The organism is Geomonas agri (genome assembly GCF_020179605.1).
Taxonomy (GTDB): Bacteria; Desulfobacterota; Desulfuromonadia; order Geobacterales; family Geobacteraceae; genus Geomonas; species Geomonas agri.
Map to the genome: position 1 here is coordinate 348,838 of NZ_JAINZO010000001.1, position 13,220 is coordinate 362,057.

The following is a 13,220-nucleotide window of genomic DNA, read 5'->3' on the forward strand; positions in this document are numbered from 1 at the left end:
TCTTTTTTGGCCCGCAGCCGGGAAGATGTCGCCGCTGCTGCAGTGCAAATGCCCGCTTTATGAGGATTTCATGCTCGACCTGTCTCGTCTCAATCCCGAACAACTTGCCGCCGTGAAGCACACGGAGGGGCCGCTCCTGGTCCTCGCCGGCGCCGGGTCGGGCAAGACCGGGGTGATCACCTACCGCATCGCGCACCTGATCCTGCACAAGGGGGTGCCGCCGGACCGCATCCTCGCGGTGACCTTCACCAACAAGGCGGCCAAGGAGATGAAGGAGCGGGTGGAGCACCTGGTCGGGCGTAAGGACTCCAAGGGGATCGTCCTCTCCACCTTCCACTCCCTGGGCGTGCGCGTCCTGAAGCGGGACATCGAGCGCCTGGGCTACAAAAAGAACTTCTCCATCTACTCCACCGCCGACCAAGTGGGGCTCGTGCGCCAGATCGTGCGCGAGGTGAACACCGACAGCAAGAAGTACGACGCGGAAAGTATCATCTGGCGCATCTCCGGCGCCAAGAACAAGCTGATCCCCGCCGACCGCTTCGCACCCAACCCGCTCGACGACATCGACATGATGGCGGCGTTGGTCTACCCGCGCTACCAGTCGGCGCTGAAGGCGTTCAACGCCATCGACTTCGACGACATTATCATGCTCACCGCGGAACTGCTGCAGCATCACCCGCCGGTCCTCAAACACTGGCAGGAGCGCTTCAGCTACATCATGGTCGACGAGTACCAGGACACCAACTCGTCCCAGTATCTCCTGGTGAACCTGCTCGCCGCGGGCTGCAAGAACCTTTGCGTGGTGGGCGACGACGACCAGTCCATCTACGGATGGCGCGGCGCGGACGTGGGCAACATCCTCGATTTTGAGAAGGATTTCAAGGGGTGCCGCACCATCAAGCTGGAGCAGAACTACCGCTCCACCGGCAACATCCTGGACGCCGCTAACAGCGTCATTGGCAACAACAAGGTGCGCAAGGCGAAGCGTCTCTGGACTGCCTCGGGTCAGGGGCCGCTCATCGATCTCTGCATCGTGCAGGACGACGAGGAGGAGGCGACCAGCGTGGTCGAGCGCATCCAGTTGGAGCGCTTCAAGAAGGACACCCCTTACAGCGACTTCGCCATCCTGTACCGCACCAACGCGCAGAGCCGCGCCTTCGAGGAGCAGCTCCGCTTCGAGGACATCCCCTACGTCCTGGTCGGCGGCACCCAGTTCTTCGAGCGCAAGGAGGTCAAGGATTCCCTCTCCTACCTGAAGGTGATCGCCAATCCCCTCGACGAGGTGGCACTCCTGCGCATCGTCAACTTCCCCAGGCGTGGCATCGGCGACAGCACCGTGATCCGCATCAACCAGTGGTCGCTGGAAAAGGAGATCCCCCTGTTCGAGGCGTTCAGCCGGGCGGGGGAGATCGAGGGTATTTCCGAGGCAATCCGCGACAAGGTGCTCGCCTTTCACCAGGCGCTGCTTGACGCCGCGGGGGACTTCCGGGCGGAAGGGGGGCTGGCCGAGAAGGGAAAGGCGCTCTTCGAGAAATTGAAGATCGAGGAGGAGATCTTCCGCACCATAGATGACCCCAAGGCGGCGCGCCGTAAGGTGGAGAACGTCGAGCAAATCATTAACTCTATGGCGGCCTACGAGGAGCGGGTGCCCCAGGCGACGCTTGGGGGATTCATCGAGAAGGTGTCGCTCATGGACGAGGACCGCTTTTCCGGCAAGGACAAGAAGGATCACGGCAAAGATGCGGTGACGCTCATGTCCCTGCACTCCAGCAAGGGGCTCGAATTTCCCTTCGTATTCCTGGTCGGCATGGAGGACGAGATCCTGCCCCACCGGCGCGCCATCTACGAGGACGACAGCATCGACGAGGAACGGCGCCTGTGCTACGTCGGCATCACCCGCGCGCGGCAGCAGCTGGTGATGACCCGCACGCTGTTCCGCAAGAAGTACGGCAAACTGGAGGAACGGGTGCCGTCGCGTTTCCTGGAGGAGATCCCGGCCGGGGTGTTGAACGTGCAGCAAAGCGGGGTGGTGAAGGAAGTGACGCCTGAGGAAGCGGAAAAGACAGCGGAGGATTTCTTCGCCAAGATGAAGGCGATGATGGGGTAGGGGGCGGAGAGCAGCCCGCCCCCGTGATGACGGCTAGGGTTGTGGCCTGCCGAGGGTCTTCTGGCCCGGCTTCCACCCCAGCGGGCAGAGCGAGCCGGTCTGCAGCGCCTCGAGGACACGCAAGGTCTCCTCGACGCTGCGGCCCACGTCGAGGTTGTGCACTACCTGGTACTGGAGCACGCCGTCCGGGTCGATGATGTACAGGGCGCGTAGTGCCACCCCTTCCTTCTCGTCCAAAGCGCCATACTTCTCAGCCACTTCCTTCTTGATGTCTGACAGCAGGGGAAATTGCAGGTTGCCCAGGTCGCCGCGCTGCACCCACGCCAGGTGCGAGTACTTGCTGTCGGTCGAGGCGCCGAGCACCACGGTGTTCAGCTTCTCGAACTCGGAGAGCGCCTGGTTGAACCCCTTGATTTCGGTGGGGCAGACGAAGGTGAAGTCCATCGGGTAGAAAAAGAGCAGCACCCACTTGCCGCGGTAGTCGTCAAGCGAGATCTGCTTGAACTCTTTACCGGCGGTGGTGCCGACCCAGGCATCGAGCTTGAAGCCTGGCGCGGGATCACCGACCTTAGCGATCTGCTGGTCCGATGCGGCGGCTGCCGGCAATGCAGTGGTGAAAGTGGTGAATGTCAGTGCAGCTAGCAGGGTGATGGTGGAAACTTTCATTCGAAGCGCTCCTGTGGATATTTTAATACTATGGCTGCATTGCAGAGTCAGTTCTGGTAGAATCACTGACTGTACATGATACCGTAGCTACATCACTCCAACCAGTAAAAACTTCCCACATACAGCTTTGTGTGATATTGAAGACCGCTGCAACTCGGAAAGGTGTATCAAACCACATATAAAGGAGCAATATAATGACTGAAGAAAAAAATCCCGTAGTCGTCATGGAGACCTCGATGGGCACCGTTAAGATCGAGCTCTTCAAGGACAAGGCTCCCATCTCCGTTCGCAACTTCCTTTCCTATGTCAAGGACGCCTACTACGACGGCACCATCTTCCACCGCGTGATCAAGAACTTCATGGTCCAGGGGGGCGGGCTCGACGAGAACATGCAACCGAAGAAGACCAAGTTCGCCATCAAGAACGAGGCCACCAACGGCCTGAAGAACGTCCGTGGCACCCTGGCCATGGCACGTACTGCCGTGGTCGACAGCGCCACCTCGCAGTTCTTCATCAACGTAGTTGACAACGCGTTCCTCGATCACGCCGGCAAGACCCCGGACCGCTTCGGCTATGCCGTGTTTGGCCAGGTCATCGAAGGGATGGACGTGGTTGACGCTATCCGCGAAGTGAAAACGGGCAACAAGGCCGGCCACCAGGACGTGCCTGTGGAGCCGGTCTTCATCAACTCCATCAAGCTGGCCGAGTAAGGTAGAGACGGATAATTCCCCGCTGGGAACGAGACGGGTGAGCGGCTGGCGCGAGATGCGCCAGCCGCTCATTGCGTTTGCAGGGTGAGTTTTCCGGTGATGCCCGGGATGACGGCGCCGTTGGCGTCGCGGGCTGAAAATGTTTCCAGCGTGAAGGCGTTCACCGTGGGGGCTGTGACCGCGGCGACCTGGCAGGTAAGGGTCGCCAGTGGGCCGACGATGAGTCCGCCGGGATGGGCGACGTTCACCAGCAGCAGCGGCCCGGACGCGGCGCCGGCGGGTTCCAGAAAGCTCGCGCCGGCGTAGCTGCCGCTGACGGCCGGGACCAGTACCCCATCGGGCAAGAGGTTGCTGCCGCTGGTGGTGGGGAGCGTGACCCCGGCAGGGAGGCGCAGGGTGAACTGTGCCGCGTAGAGAACGGAATCCGGGGCGGGTCCCTGGGCGCCGATGCTGAGCCGCGCCGTTGTGACCGTGGGCTCCGGGGTGAGCACGTTGCCATCGTCTCCGGATGTGCCGTTCGAACCCGAGCCTCCGCCGCATGCTCCGATAAAAAGGCATAGCATCACCAGCCACAAGACTCTCATCGCATCCTCCCCTGGAAGATCTGCACCATTCTCTCTAGTACCAATGCCGGGCGCAGGCAACGCCCGGAGTGGTTGATGGGAAAGATTGTATCGGGAAAATAATTTGAAGCAATTAATTATAGTTTGGCAATCATGATATTACTGAGCGACGCGGTGAAACTGGTTGATATTGGTCGCATTTAATTATTGACAAAGGTTATTGCCAACTATACAATCTGCAGGCTTTAGAGCTACCTGATTCACACTTCGTTAGGGGGTTTTACCTTATGGAAATGAAGGACTTTATCTTTACGTCCGAGTCTGTTTCTGAGGGGCATCCGGACAAGGTTGCTGACCAAATATCCGACGCCATCCTCGATGCTATCCTGACCCAGGATCCCAAGTCCCGCGTGGCGTGTGAAACCCTGGTGACCACCGGCATGGCGGTCATCGCTGGTGAAATCACCACCAATGCCGTTATCGACTACCCGAAGATCGTCCGTGAGACCATCAAGGAAATCGGCTACAACGATTCCGCCATGGGTTTCGACTGGGAAACCTGCGCGGTCCTTACCTCCATCGATAAGCAGTCCCCCGATATCGCCCAGGGTGTCACCGAGGGCGAGGGGATGTTTAAGGAGCAGGGTGCTGGTGACCAAGGGCTCATGTTTGGTTTTGCCTGCAACGAAACTCCGGAGTTGATGCCGATGTCGATCCTCATGGCGCACAAGCTGGTTTCCAGGCTTGCCGACGTCAGGAAAAGCGGCGTGCTCGACTTCCTCCGTCCCGACTCCAAGTCCCAGGTTTCCATCCAGTACATCGATGACAAGCCGGTCCACGTCGATACCATCGTCATCTCCTCCCAGCACTCCCCTGAGGTCTCCTACGAGATGATCAAGGAAGGCATCATCGAGGAAGTCATCAAGAAAATCATCCCGGCTAACCTGATGGACGCCAACACCAAGTTCCTGATCAACCCGACCGGGCGTTTCGTTATCGGCGGCCCGATGGGCGACTGCGGTCTCACCGGCCGCAAGATCATCGTCGACAGCTACGGCGGGCACGGCGCCCACGGCGGCGGCGCGTTCTCCGGTAAGGACCCCTCCAAGGTTGACCGTTCCGCGGCCTACATGGGACGCTACGTCGCCAAGAACCTGGTCGCGTCCGGCGTTTGCGAGCGTTGCGAAGTGCAGGTTGCTTACGCCATCGGCGTTGCCGAGCCGGTCTCCGTCATGGTTGACTGCAACGGCACCGGCAAGATCCCGAGCAAGCGCATCTCCGAGATCGTGCGCGAGGTGTTTGACCTCCGTCCGCGCGCCATCATCGAGCAGCTCGACCTCTTGCGTCCGATCTACAGGAAGACCGCGGCGTACGGCCACTTCGGCCGCGAACTCCCCGAGTTCACCTGGGAGCGCACCGACAAGGCGGCACTCATCAGGGAGAAGGCGGGCATTTAATCGCCGCTGCCATCTGAAAAGCAAAGGGCCCTCCGGTAACGGAGGGCCCTTTGTGCGTCTGGCATGTGCCAGTCGCAAAGGCCGAACTGTCTATCTACTCGGACAGATCTGACTGAAGTGATGGTGCTGCTGGCTTTCTGCTGAACCGGTACCCTACGCCGCGCACGGTTTGGAAGAACACGGGGCGCGAAGGTTCGGGTTCGAAGTACTTCCTGAGCCGCACGATGAAGTTATCCAGAGTCCTGGTCTCGGCATCGGTTGCGTAGCCCCAGACGCTCTCCAAAATCTCGCCGCGGGGTATGGCCTCGCCTTCGCGATGGAAGAACAGGGACAGCATGCGCACTTCCAGGTCGGTGAGATCGATCTCCCCCTGCCTGGTCTTGGCGCGGTAGGAAAGCAGGAATACCTCGTTGTCCCCGAAGCGATATCCCTCCTCTACCGGCTCCGGTCGGTACCACGCGCTGCGGCGCAGCATCCCGGAAACCCGGAGCAGGAATTCCTTCAGGTTGAAGGGCTTCACCAGGTAGTCGTCGGCACCGGCGGCGAGCCCCGAGATCCGGTCTCTCTCCGCGGAGCGCGCCGTCAGCATCAGCACCGGTACCCGCGAATCGAGCACCCGGATTTTCTCGCAAACATCGAAACCGCCGATGCCCGGCAGCATCACGTCCAGGATTATCAGGTCGAACTTCTCCACGGTGACCTTCTCCAGAGCCTCTTCGCCGCTCTCGACGTGGCTCACCAGGTAGCCTTCCTGTTCCAGGTTGAAGGTGATGCCCCGCGCCAGGTGCATCTCGTCCTCAACCAGCAGTATGTGCGGTTTTTCGCCGGACATGCTTAACCTCGTTGCTGCCTGCCCTGGAGTGGCAGGGTGATGTGGAAGGTGCAGCCTTTGCCCAGCCCCGGGCTGTCGACAGATATCTTGCCACCGTGGGCGCTGACCACAGACCTGACGATGTAGAGCCCCAGGCCGGTCCCCCTGATGTTCTCACCCGGTGTGCGCACCCGGTAGAACATGTCGAAGATCTTCTCCACCTCGTTTTTCTTGAGTCCCTTGCCGTTGTCCTGGAACTCGAGTTGGCACTGCCGGCCGCTCATGCTGCGCCTGAGCGAGACCCTGATTTCGGGCGAGACCGGCGAGTAAAGCAGCGCGTTCTCGAAGAGGTTGCGCAGCGCCATCTCCATCCCCTCGACGTCGATGGTGGCGTTGATGTTGGGTTCGATTTCCAGGGTGAGCTTTCCTCCCTCGGGGAGGTCGCTGCTTTTGCCCTGCAGGTAGCTGGTGACGAACTCGGAGAAGTCGATCTTCTTTGCCTTCTCGCCCAGTTGGCGGAACTCGATCTTGGTGGCCATCAGCAGGTTGCTGATCAGGATATTCAGGCGATCGGTGTCCGAGAGCATGGTGTCGATGAAGCCGTCGAGTTTTTCCTTAGGGAGATCCCGCATCTTCACCGTCTCGAGGTGCAGCTGGATCGAGGCGAGCGGCGACTTGAGTTCGTGGGTCAACTGGGAGATGTAGCTGCGCTGCTGCAGGTAGAGATTGGCCTGGCGGCGCCAGTAGAGGAAGATGACATACACGCCGGCCAGGATGGCGATCGCCATCAACAGCCCCTCGACCAGGACAATCCACTCCATTCCCTGGGTCAGCAGTTCCGGCTTGTAGCGTAAGGCGAGGTTGCGGAACTCTTTGCTCCTGCCGATGAACCAGTAGATCCAGGAGATGACCATTACCACCCAGATCAGCTGGATCCCTATCAGTGCAATCAACGGGTTGGATAGTTTTCGGTGCATTTTCATGCCCCACTGGTAGCATCGCTGCCCGCATTTTGCAAGGGGTATCTGTGAGGTGGGAGGCACCTTTGTTTTACACTACTATTACAAAAGAATTTGAGGTTCTCTGCTAATGTGTTTACGGTGCAGTCAGACAGTCAGGAGGACACATGTTCAAACCGTTGCGCATTGGCAAACACGTGGCACGTTACCCGCTGATCCAGGGCGGCATGGGGGTTAGGATTTCGGCAGGATCTTTGGCCGGGCATGTTGCCAAGTGCGGCGGCGTCGGTCTGGTGGCATCCCCCGGCATCACCTTGAACAGCGAGTTCTTCGACGGCAAGAACTATCTCAAAACGAACTGCGTGGCACTGAAAGACGAGATCCGGAAGGCGTACGAGATCGCCCCGGACGGCATCATCGGCGTCAACGTGATGGTAGCCCTGTCCGATTTCGAAGAGCTGGTCGTCGCCGCCGTCGAGGCGGGAGCCAAGGTGCTGGTCTGTGGCGCCGGTCTGCCCATGACCCTGCCGGGACTCACCGCACACGCGCCGGACGTGGCGCTGGTACCGATCGTCTCTTCCGTCCGTGCCGCCCAACTGATCGCAAAGAAGTGGGACAAGACGTACAACCGTCTCCCCGATGCCGTCGTCGTAGAGGACCCGGACACCGCAGGCGGTCACTTGGGCGAGAAGATGGAGAATATCGGCACCGGCGAGTACGACCAGTACGAGACCGTGCGAGGCGTGAAGGAGTTCTTCCGCTCCGAATACGGCCTGGACATCCCAGTGATTGCAGCAGGCGGCATCTGGGACCGCGCTGACGTGCTGCACGCCCTGGCTGAAGGGGCCGATGCCGTGCAGATGGCGAGCCGCTTCGTCACCACCGTCGAGTGCGACGCCGATGATGCCTTCAAGCAGGCCTACCTTGACTGCAAGAAAGAGGACATCGGCCTCATCATGAGCCCTGCCGGTCTCCCCGGCCGCGCCATCCTCACCAACCAGGAAGGGATCGTCTCCTACGACCGCGATCACGGTTCCGTCTGCTCGTACGGCTGCCTCAAGAAGTGTTCCTACAAGGAGAGCGGCGAGCGTTTCTGCATCGTTAAATCCTTGGACCGCGCCCAGCGCGGCGAAGTCGACTCGGGCCTCATCTTCTGTGGGACCAACGCCTGGAAGGCGACCCGCATCGAGACCGTCCAGGAGATCTTCGACGAAATCTTCGCCGAGGCGGGCGCGGTTACCGAGGACCAGGCGGCCTGATAGCCAGCTCATCGAAGTTGAGATCATTCATCCCCCTGTGGCTTATGCTGCAGGGGGATTTTTCGTTTTGAAGGCAATGGCTACCGAGAAATCTGAGGAAATCTGAGCAAAGCAAAACAAAAGAGAATCCTATTGTCCCACTGACAGCGCAAACCCTCTCCCCCCGGGAGAGGGTGCCCGAAGGGCGGGTGAGGGAGGTGGCAACTCGAGTGCAGGTTCCGTTGCCCTCACCCCCGACCCCTCTCCCGGTGGGCGAGGGGGGCAGCCTCCTCGGCGGAAGGCGCGGCGGGATCAGGTCCAATGAGCAGGAAATAATATGGTTTTTACCTTGCCAGCAGCGGCACGCCATGTTATATCAAGAAAACTTGATTTAAGAAAATCGCGAAGGTTGATATAGCCTATGCTGGAACTTTTCAAGGCGTTGGCCGACCCCTGCCGACTGCGGCTGGTGGCGGTGCTGCTCAACTCCGAACTTACCGTCCAGGAACTGACCCAGATCATGGGGATGGGGCAGTCGCGCATCTCGCGACACCTGAAGATCCTGGCGGAGGCGGGCGTGCTGTCGGTGAAGCGCCAAGGGACCTGGAGCTACTATCGCGCCGGGGAGCAGAATCTCTTCTTCTGTGCCATACGCCCGGAATTCGAGCGCGCGCTGGAACAGCTTCCCGAGCGGCGCAACGATCTTGCGGCCGTTGCGCAGGCACTTGAGGCGCGCCGCAAGCGCAGCCTCGAGTTTTTCGACCAGCACGCGGCCCAGTGGGACGAACTGTCGCGCACCCTGCTGCCGGTGCCGGAGTACCAGGAGAGCCTGCTGGCACTGGTTCCCGAGGTTGCCGTGCTGCTGGAGATTGGGGTCGGCACCGGGATCTTGATGGCGCAACTGGCGCGCAAGGCGAGGCTGGTGATCGGCGTGGACCATTCGCCGGCCATGTTGGTGGAGGCGCGACGGCGCCTGGTCGAGGACGGCGTCCCGGGGGCGGAACTGCGCCTGGGAGAGATGACCCATCTTCCCATCGCCGACGGCGGTGCGGGGTGCGTCGTGGCTAACATGGTGCTGCACCATGCTCCTGATCCGCAGGCGGTGCTGGCCGAGATCGTCCGGGTACTCCAGCCGCAGGGGACAGTGGTGCTGGCTGACTTGGCGCGCCACGAGCGGGAGTGGGCCCGGGAGCAACTGGCCGACCAGTGGCTGGGATTCGAAGAGGACGAACTCAAGGCGTGGCTGGCAGGGGTGGGGCTTTCCGAAGTCACCGTCGTGCGTGTCGCCGCCGCAAACGGTGCTGAGGACGTGCTGCTGGTAAAGGCGGTAAAAGAGTAAGCCCTCTCCCTTTGGGAGAGGGTGCCCGAAGGGCGGGTGAGGGGCCTTTTCAATGGATGGCGTAGCAGATGGCAGCGCCATCACCCCTGCCCCTCTCCCGGAGGGCGAGGGGATTGTAACCAACCAACGTGGAAGTTAACTCATCGAAAGGAGAAGTAACGTGACCAAGGATTACATCGTAAAGGACATGTCGCTGGCCGATTGGGGCCGTAAGGAAATGATCATCGCTGAGACCGAGATGCCGGGCCTCATGGCGATCCGCGAGGAGTACGCCGCGGCTCAGCCGCTCAAGGGGGCACGCATCGCGGGCTCGTTGCACATGACCATTCAGACCGCGATGCTCATCGAGACCCTCACGGCCCTCGGCGCCGAGGTGCGCTGGGCTTCCTGCAACATATTCTCGACTCAGGACCACGCCGCCGCGGCCATCGCAGCCGCTGGTATCCCGGTCTTCGCGCACAAGGGTGAGACGCTGGCCGAGTACTGGGACTACACCCACAAGATTTTCGAGTGGCACGACGGCGGCGCCCCGAACATGATCCTCGACGACGGCGGCGACGCGACCCTCCTGCTGCATCTGGGCAGCGACGCGGAGAAGGACGCATCCGTGATCGCCAACCCGACCTGCGAGGAGGAGCAGTTCCTGTTCGCGGCCATCAAGAAGCGCCTGGCCGAGCAGCCGGGCTGGTACTCCAAGACTGCGGCCTGCATCAAGGGTGTCACCGAGGAAACCACCACCGGCGTCCACCGTCTGTACCAGATGTTCGAGAAGGGCACGCTGAAGTTCCCGGCCATCAACGTCAACGACTCGGTCACCAAGTCCAAGTTCGACAACATCTACGGCTGCCGCGAGTCCCTGATGGACGGCATCAAGCGCGCCACTGACGTCATGGTGGCCGGCAAGGTGGCGGTCATTTGCGGCTACGGCGACGTCGGCAAAGGGTGCGCTCAGGCGATGCGCGGGCTCCAGGCTCAGGTCTGGGTCACCGAGGTCGACCCGATCTGCGCGCTGCAGGCGGCCATGGAAGGGTACAAGGTGGTCACCATGGAGTGGGCGGCCGACAAGGCTGACATCTTCGTCACCACCACCGGCAACATCGACGTCATCACCCACGACCACATGAAGGCGATGAAGCACAACGCCATCGTCTGCAACATCGGTCACTTCGACAACGAGATCGAAGTGGCCAAACTCAAGCAGTACAAGTGGGAGAACATCAAGCCGCAGGTCGATCACGTCATCTTCCCGGACGGCAAGCGCATCATCCTGCTCGCCGAGGGGCGCCTGGTTAACCTCGGTTGCGCCACCGGCCACCCCTCCTACGTCATGTCCTCCTCCTTCGCCAACCAGACCCTGGCGCAGATGGAGATCTTCTGCAACCCGGGCAAGTATCCGGTCGGCGTCTACATCCTGCCCAAGGAACTGGACGAGAAGGTGGCGCGCCTGCAACTGAAAACTCTGGGCGCCATGCTGACCGAACTGACCGATGCCCAGGCAGCCTACATCGGCGTCAAGAAGGAAGGGCCGTACAAGTCGGAGCATTACCGGTATTAAAAGGGCAACTGACGTTCTACGTTCTACGTTTCAGGCTCTCTTCCCCCCTCTCCCTCCGGGAGAGGGACGGGGTGAGGGCGTTGCAATCGGCGCCATGATCGCTTCGTGGCACACCCCTCACCCGGCCTTCGGCCACCCTCTCCCGGAGGGCGAGGGGACGGAATTTGAGGCCCGCACTCCAGGGCGAGGGGATAATAAAATAAAAAGAAAGGGCGCCTGCTTCAAGCGGCGCCCTTTCTTATCCTTCCTGCTCTTTTTCTTCTTCCGTCTTTTCCCCCCGACCGGAGGAGCATGCGGGAGACATTCACGTCTCGATCCCCATGCTGGGCAGAATGAAGCGCTGCAGCACGATCCACCCCACCACGACACCACCTAAAATCAACATTTCCTGCATAGTTCACCTCCCGAATCCTACCATAGGATTTATCGCATATTCGGGATGGAAAATATACCAAATTAATTATTATTATGACCCGTTCAGTTTTGGTTCGGCTTCAGGAGCAGCACCTTATGCCGACTTCTCCCTCGCTTAACAGGTCCACTTCCCTCATCAGCGCCAGGTCTACTTCGCTTCCTGCCGGAATGAAGGTGGCGTCGCAGGGGAGGGCGGCCAGGGCGTCGCACCTGGTCATGGTGCTCAGGATGGCGGTGTGTTGCTCGCCGGCGCAGTAGGCGACGTGCCTGCCATGACGCTTCTTCACCGTGACCCTGATGAAATGCAGCTTGCCGGGCTTCTTGTGCGCGTCCTCGGCAAGGATTCCTTTTACGAAGGGGGGAAGCACCCGGTGGTGCCCCATCATCTTCAACAGGGCGGGCTTCACCAGCAGCTCGAAGGTCACCATGGTCGACACGGGGTTCCCCGGGAGCGAGAAGATCGGCTTTCCCTGCCAGACCGAGAATGCCGTGGGGCCGCCCGGCTTCATCCCGATCTTCCAGAACAGTTCCTCTGCACCGAGGCTCGCGGCTACCTCCCGGACCAAGTCGCGGTCACCGGCGGAGACGCCAGCCGAGGTGATCAGTGCATCGCAACAAAGACCTTCCCGCATCTTGTCTTGGTGACTCTCCAGGTTGTCCCGCGCGATCCCTAGCAGCACTGGCTCGGCGCCCGCCTCGCGGACGGCGGCGGCCAGCGACAACGCATTGGAGTTGATCACGCTGCCGGCCTTGGGGCTCTCGCCGAGTTCGATAAGCTCGTCCCCGGTGGACAGTATCGCCACCCGCGCCTTGCGGTAGACCGGCACCAGCGCCTGCCCCATGGCCGCCAGCATGCCGACCTCGGCGGGGCGAACCTGGCTGCCGGCGGGGAGGACCTGGGTGCCGCAGGCTACGTCGTTTCCTTTGCTCCGGACGTGCTGCTTGGGGAGCACCCTCTGCTTGATCACGACGTGGGCCCCTTCCTGCTCGGTTTCTTCGATGGGTACCACTGCATTGCATCCAGGGGGGATGGGGGCGCCGGTCATGATGCGCACGGCGCAACCGACGGATACGGTCGGGCAGTCCGCGCCTCCGGCGGGGAGGAACCCGGTGATGAGAAGACGGGCGGGGACCGAGGTGCAATCGGCGGCATGCACGGCATAGCCGTCCATGGCGGAATTGTCGTATTGCGGCAGGTCCCAGGGAGCGATGATGTCTCTGCTTACCACCCGCCCCAGGGCGTCCGACAGCGCTACGTTTTCTTCGCCCAGCGGGGCGACGTGGGCCAGTATGATGCCTCGCGCTTCTTCAAAGCTTGGCATGATGCACCTCGGTGCTCTATGCGGCGTCGTCGACGGCGTCGCTTGTTTTTTTAGCGGCAGCGTTGCCGCTTTGCTTCTC

Annotated in this window: 11 protein-coding genes; 6 read left to right on the forward strand and 5 right to left on the reverse strand. The window is 60.9% G+C overall.

Translation table 11 applies throughout. The features are described 5' to 3' along the window. The first annotated feature begins 70 nt into the window (after positions 1-70). Positions 71-2,107, forward strand: a complete 2,037-nt coding sequence (locus K7R21_RS01615) for an ATP-dependent helicase (protein ID WP_224981514.1) — start codon at positions 71-73, stop codon at positions 2,105-2,107. Between the two features lie 33 nt (positions 2,108-2,140). Here K7R21_RS01615 and K7R21_RS01620 read toward each other — a convergent pair whose 3' ends face one another. After that, complete coding sequence (locus K7R21_RS01620; protein ID WP_224981516.1) at positions 2,141-2,773, reverse strand: peroxiredoxin; 633 nt, start codon at positions 2,771-2,773, stop codon at positions 2,141-2,143. Positions 2,774-2,967: 194 nt separating this feature from the next. On the opposite strand from K7R21_RS01620, the gene K7R21_RS01625 reads away from it, so the two are divergent. Further along, entirely contained in the window at positions 2,968-3,483 is a 516-nt protein-coding gene (locus K7R21_RS01625) for a peptidylprolyl isomerase (RefSeq protein WP_224981517.1), read from the forward strand. Positions 3,484-3,551: 68 nt separating this feature from the next. On the opposite strand, the gene K7R21_RS01630 is transcribed toward K7R21_RS01625, so the two are convergent. Continuing rightward, positions 3,552-4,067: a hypothetical protein gene (locus tag K7R21_RS01630; RefSeq protein WP_224981519.1), complete on the reverse strand. Its 516-nt coding sequence runs from the start codon at positions 4,065-4,067 to the stop codon at positions 3,552-3,554. A gap of 266 nt (positions 4,068-4,333) precedes the next feature. On the opposite strand from K7R21_RS01630, the gene metK reads away from it, so the two are divergent. Next, entirely contained in the window at positions 4,334-5,503 is a 1,170-nt protein-coding gene (gene metK, locus K7R21_RS01635) for a methionine adenosyltransferase (RefSeq protein WP_224981521.1), read from the forward strand. 94 nt (positions 5,504-5,597) lie between these two features. Here metK and K7R21_RS01640 read toward each other — a convergent pair whose 3' ends face one another. Both K7R21_RS01640 and K7R21_RS01645 read right to left on the reverse strand, forming a co-directional pair. After that, complete coding sequence (locus tag K7R21_RS01640) at positions 5,598-6,335, reverse strand: response regulator transcription factor (RefSeq protein WP_224981522.1); 738 nt, start codon at positions 6,333-6,335, stop codon at positions 5,598-5,600. A 2-nt stretch (positions 6,336-6,337) separates the two neighbouring features. Then, positions 6,338-7,297, reverse strand: coding sequence for a sensor histidine kinase (locus K7R21_RS01645; RefSeq protein WP_224981524.1), 960 nt, complete (start codon positions 7,295-7,297; stop codon positions 6,338-6,340). 143 nt (positions 7,298-7,440) lie between these two features. Between K7R21_RS01645 and K7R21_RS01650 the strand changes: the two genes are divergently transcribed. The 3 genes from K7R21_RS01650 (at position 7,441) to ahcY (ending at position 11,405) form a co-directional block, all read left to right on the forward strand. Beyond that, the gene (locus K7R21_RS01650) at positions 7,441-8,532 is read left to right on the forward strand and encodes an NAD(P)H-dependent flavin oxidoreductase (RefSeq protein WP_224981526.1); all 1,092 of its coding nucleotides are present in this window, start codon (positions 7,441-7,443) and stop codon (positions 8,530-8,532) included. A gap of 400 nt (positions 8,533-8,932) precedes the next feature. Next, positions 8,933-9,850, forward strand: a complete 918-nt coding sequence (locus K7R21_RS01655; protein WP_224981528.1) for an ArsR/SmtB family transcription factor — start codon at positions 8,933-8,935, stop codon at positions 9,848-9,850. Positions 9,851-10,010: 160 nt separating this feature from the next. Then, positions 10,011-11,405 (forward strand): adenosylhomocysteinase, encoded by a 1,395-nt coding sequence (gene ahcY / locus K7R21_RS01660; RefSeq protein WP_224981530.1) that lies wholly within the window; start codon positions 10,011-10,013, stop codon positions 11,403-11,405. Positions 11,406-11,899: 494 nt separating this feature from the next. On the opposite strand, the gene K7R21_RS01665 is transcribed toward ahcY, so the two are convergent. Then, complete coding sequence (locus K7R21_RS01665; RefSeq protein ID WP_224981532.1) at positions 11,900-13,141, reverse strand: molybdopterin molybdotransferase MoeA; 1,242 nt, start codon at positions 13,139-13,141, stop codon at positions 11,900-11,902. Between the last annotated feature and the right edge of the window lie 79 nt (positions 13,142-13,220).

What these genes read in the sequence shown, in the direction of transcription:
- K7R21_RS01615 (WP_224981514.1), top strand. Translation starts at nt 71, where the DNA reads ATGCTCGACCTGTCTCGTCTCAATCCCGAACAACTTGCCGCCGTGAAG.
- K7R21_RS01620 (WP_224981516.1), bottom strand. Translation starts at nt 2,773, where the DNA reads ATGAAAGTTTCCACCATCACCCTGCTAGCTGCACTGACATTCACCACT.
- K7R21_RS01625 (WP_224981517.1), top strand. Translation starts at nt 2,968, where the DNA reads ATGACTGAAGAAAAAAATCCCGTAGTCGTCATGGAGACCTCGATGGGC.
- K7R21_RS01630 (WP_224981519.1), bottom strand. Translation starts at nt 4,067, where the DNA reads ATGAGAGTCTTGTGGCTGGTGATGCTATGCCTTTTTATCGGAGCATGC.
- metK (WP_224981521.1), top strand. Translation starts at nt 4,334, where the DNA reads ATGGAAATGAAGGACTTTATCTTTACGTCCGAGTCTGTTTCTGAGGGG.
- K7R21_RS01640 (WP_224981522.1), bottom strand. Translation starts at nt 6,335, where the DNA reads ATGTCCGGCGAAAAACCGCACATACTGCTGGTTGAGGACGAGATGCAC.
- K7R21_RS01645 (WP_224981524.1), bottom strand. Translation starts at nt 7,297, where the DNA reads ATGAAAATGCACCGAAAACTATCCAACCCGTTGATTGCACTGATAGGG.
- K7R21_RS01650 (WP_224981526.1), top strand. Translation starts at nt 7,441, where the DNA reads ATGTTCAAACCGTTGCGCATTGGCAAACACGTGGCACGTTACCCGCTG.
- K7R21_RS01655 (WP_224981528.1), top strand. Translation starts at nt 8,933, where the DNA reads ATGCTGGAACTTTTCAAGGCGTTGGCCGACCCCTGCCGACTGCGGCTG.
- K7R21_RS01665 (WP_224981532.1), bottom strand. Translation starts at nt 13,141, where the DNA reads ATGCCAAGCTTTGAAGAAGCGCGAGGCATCATACTGGCCCACGTCGCC.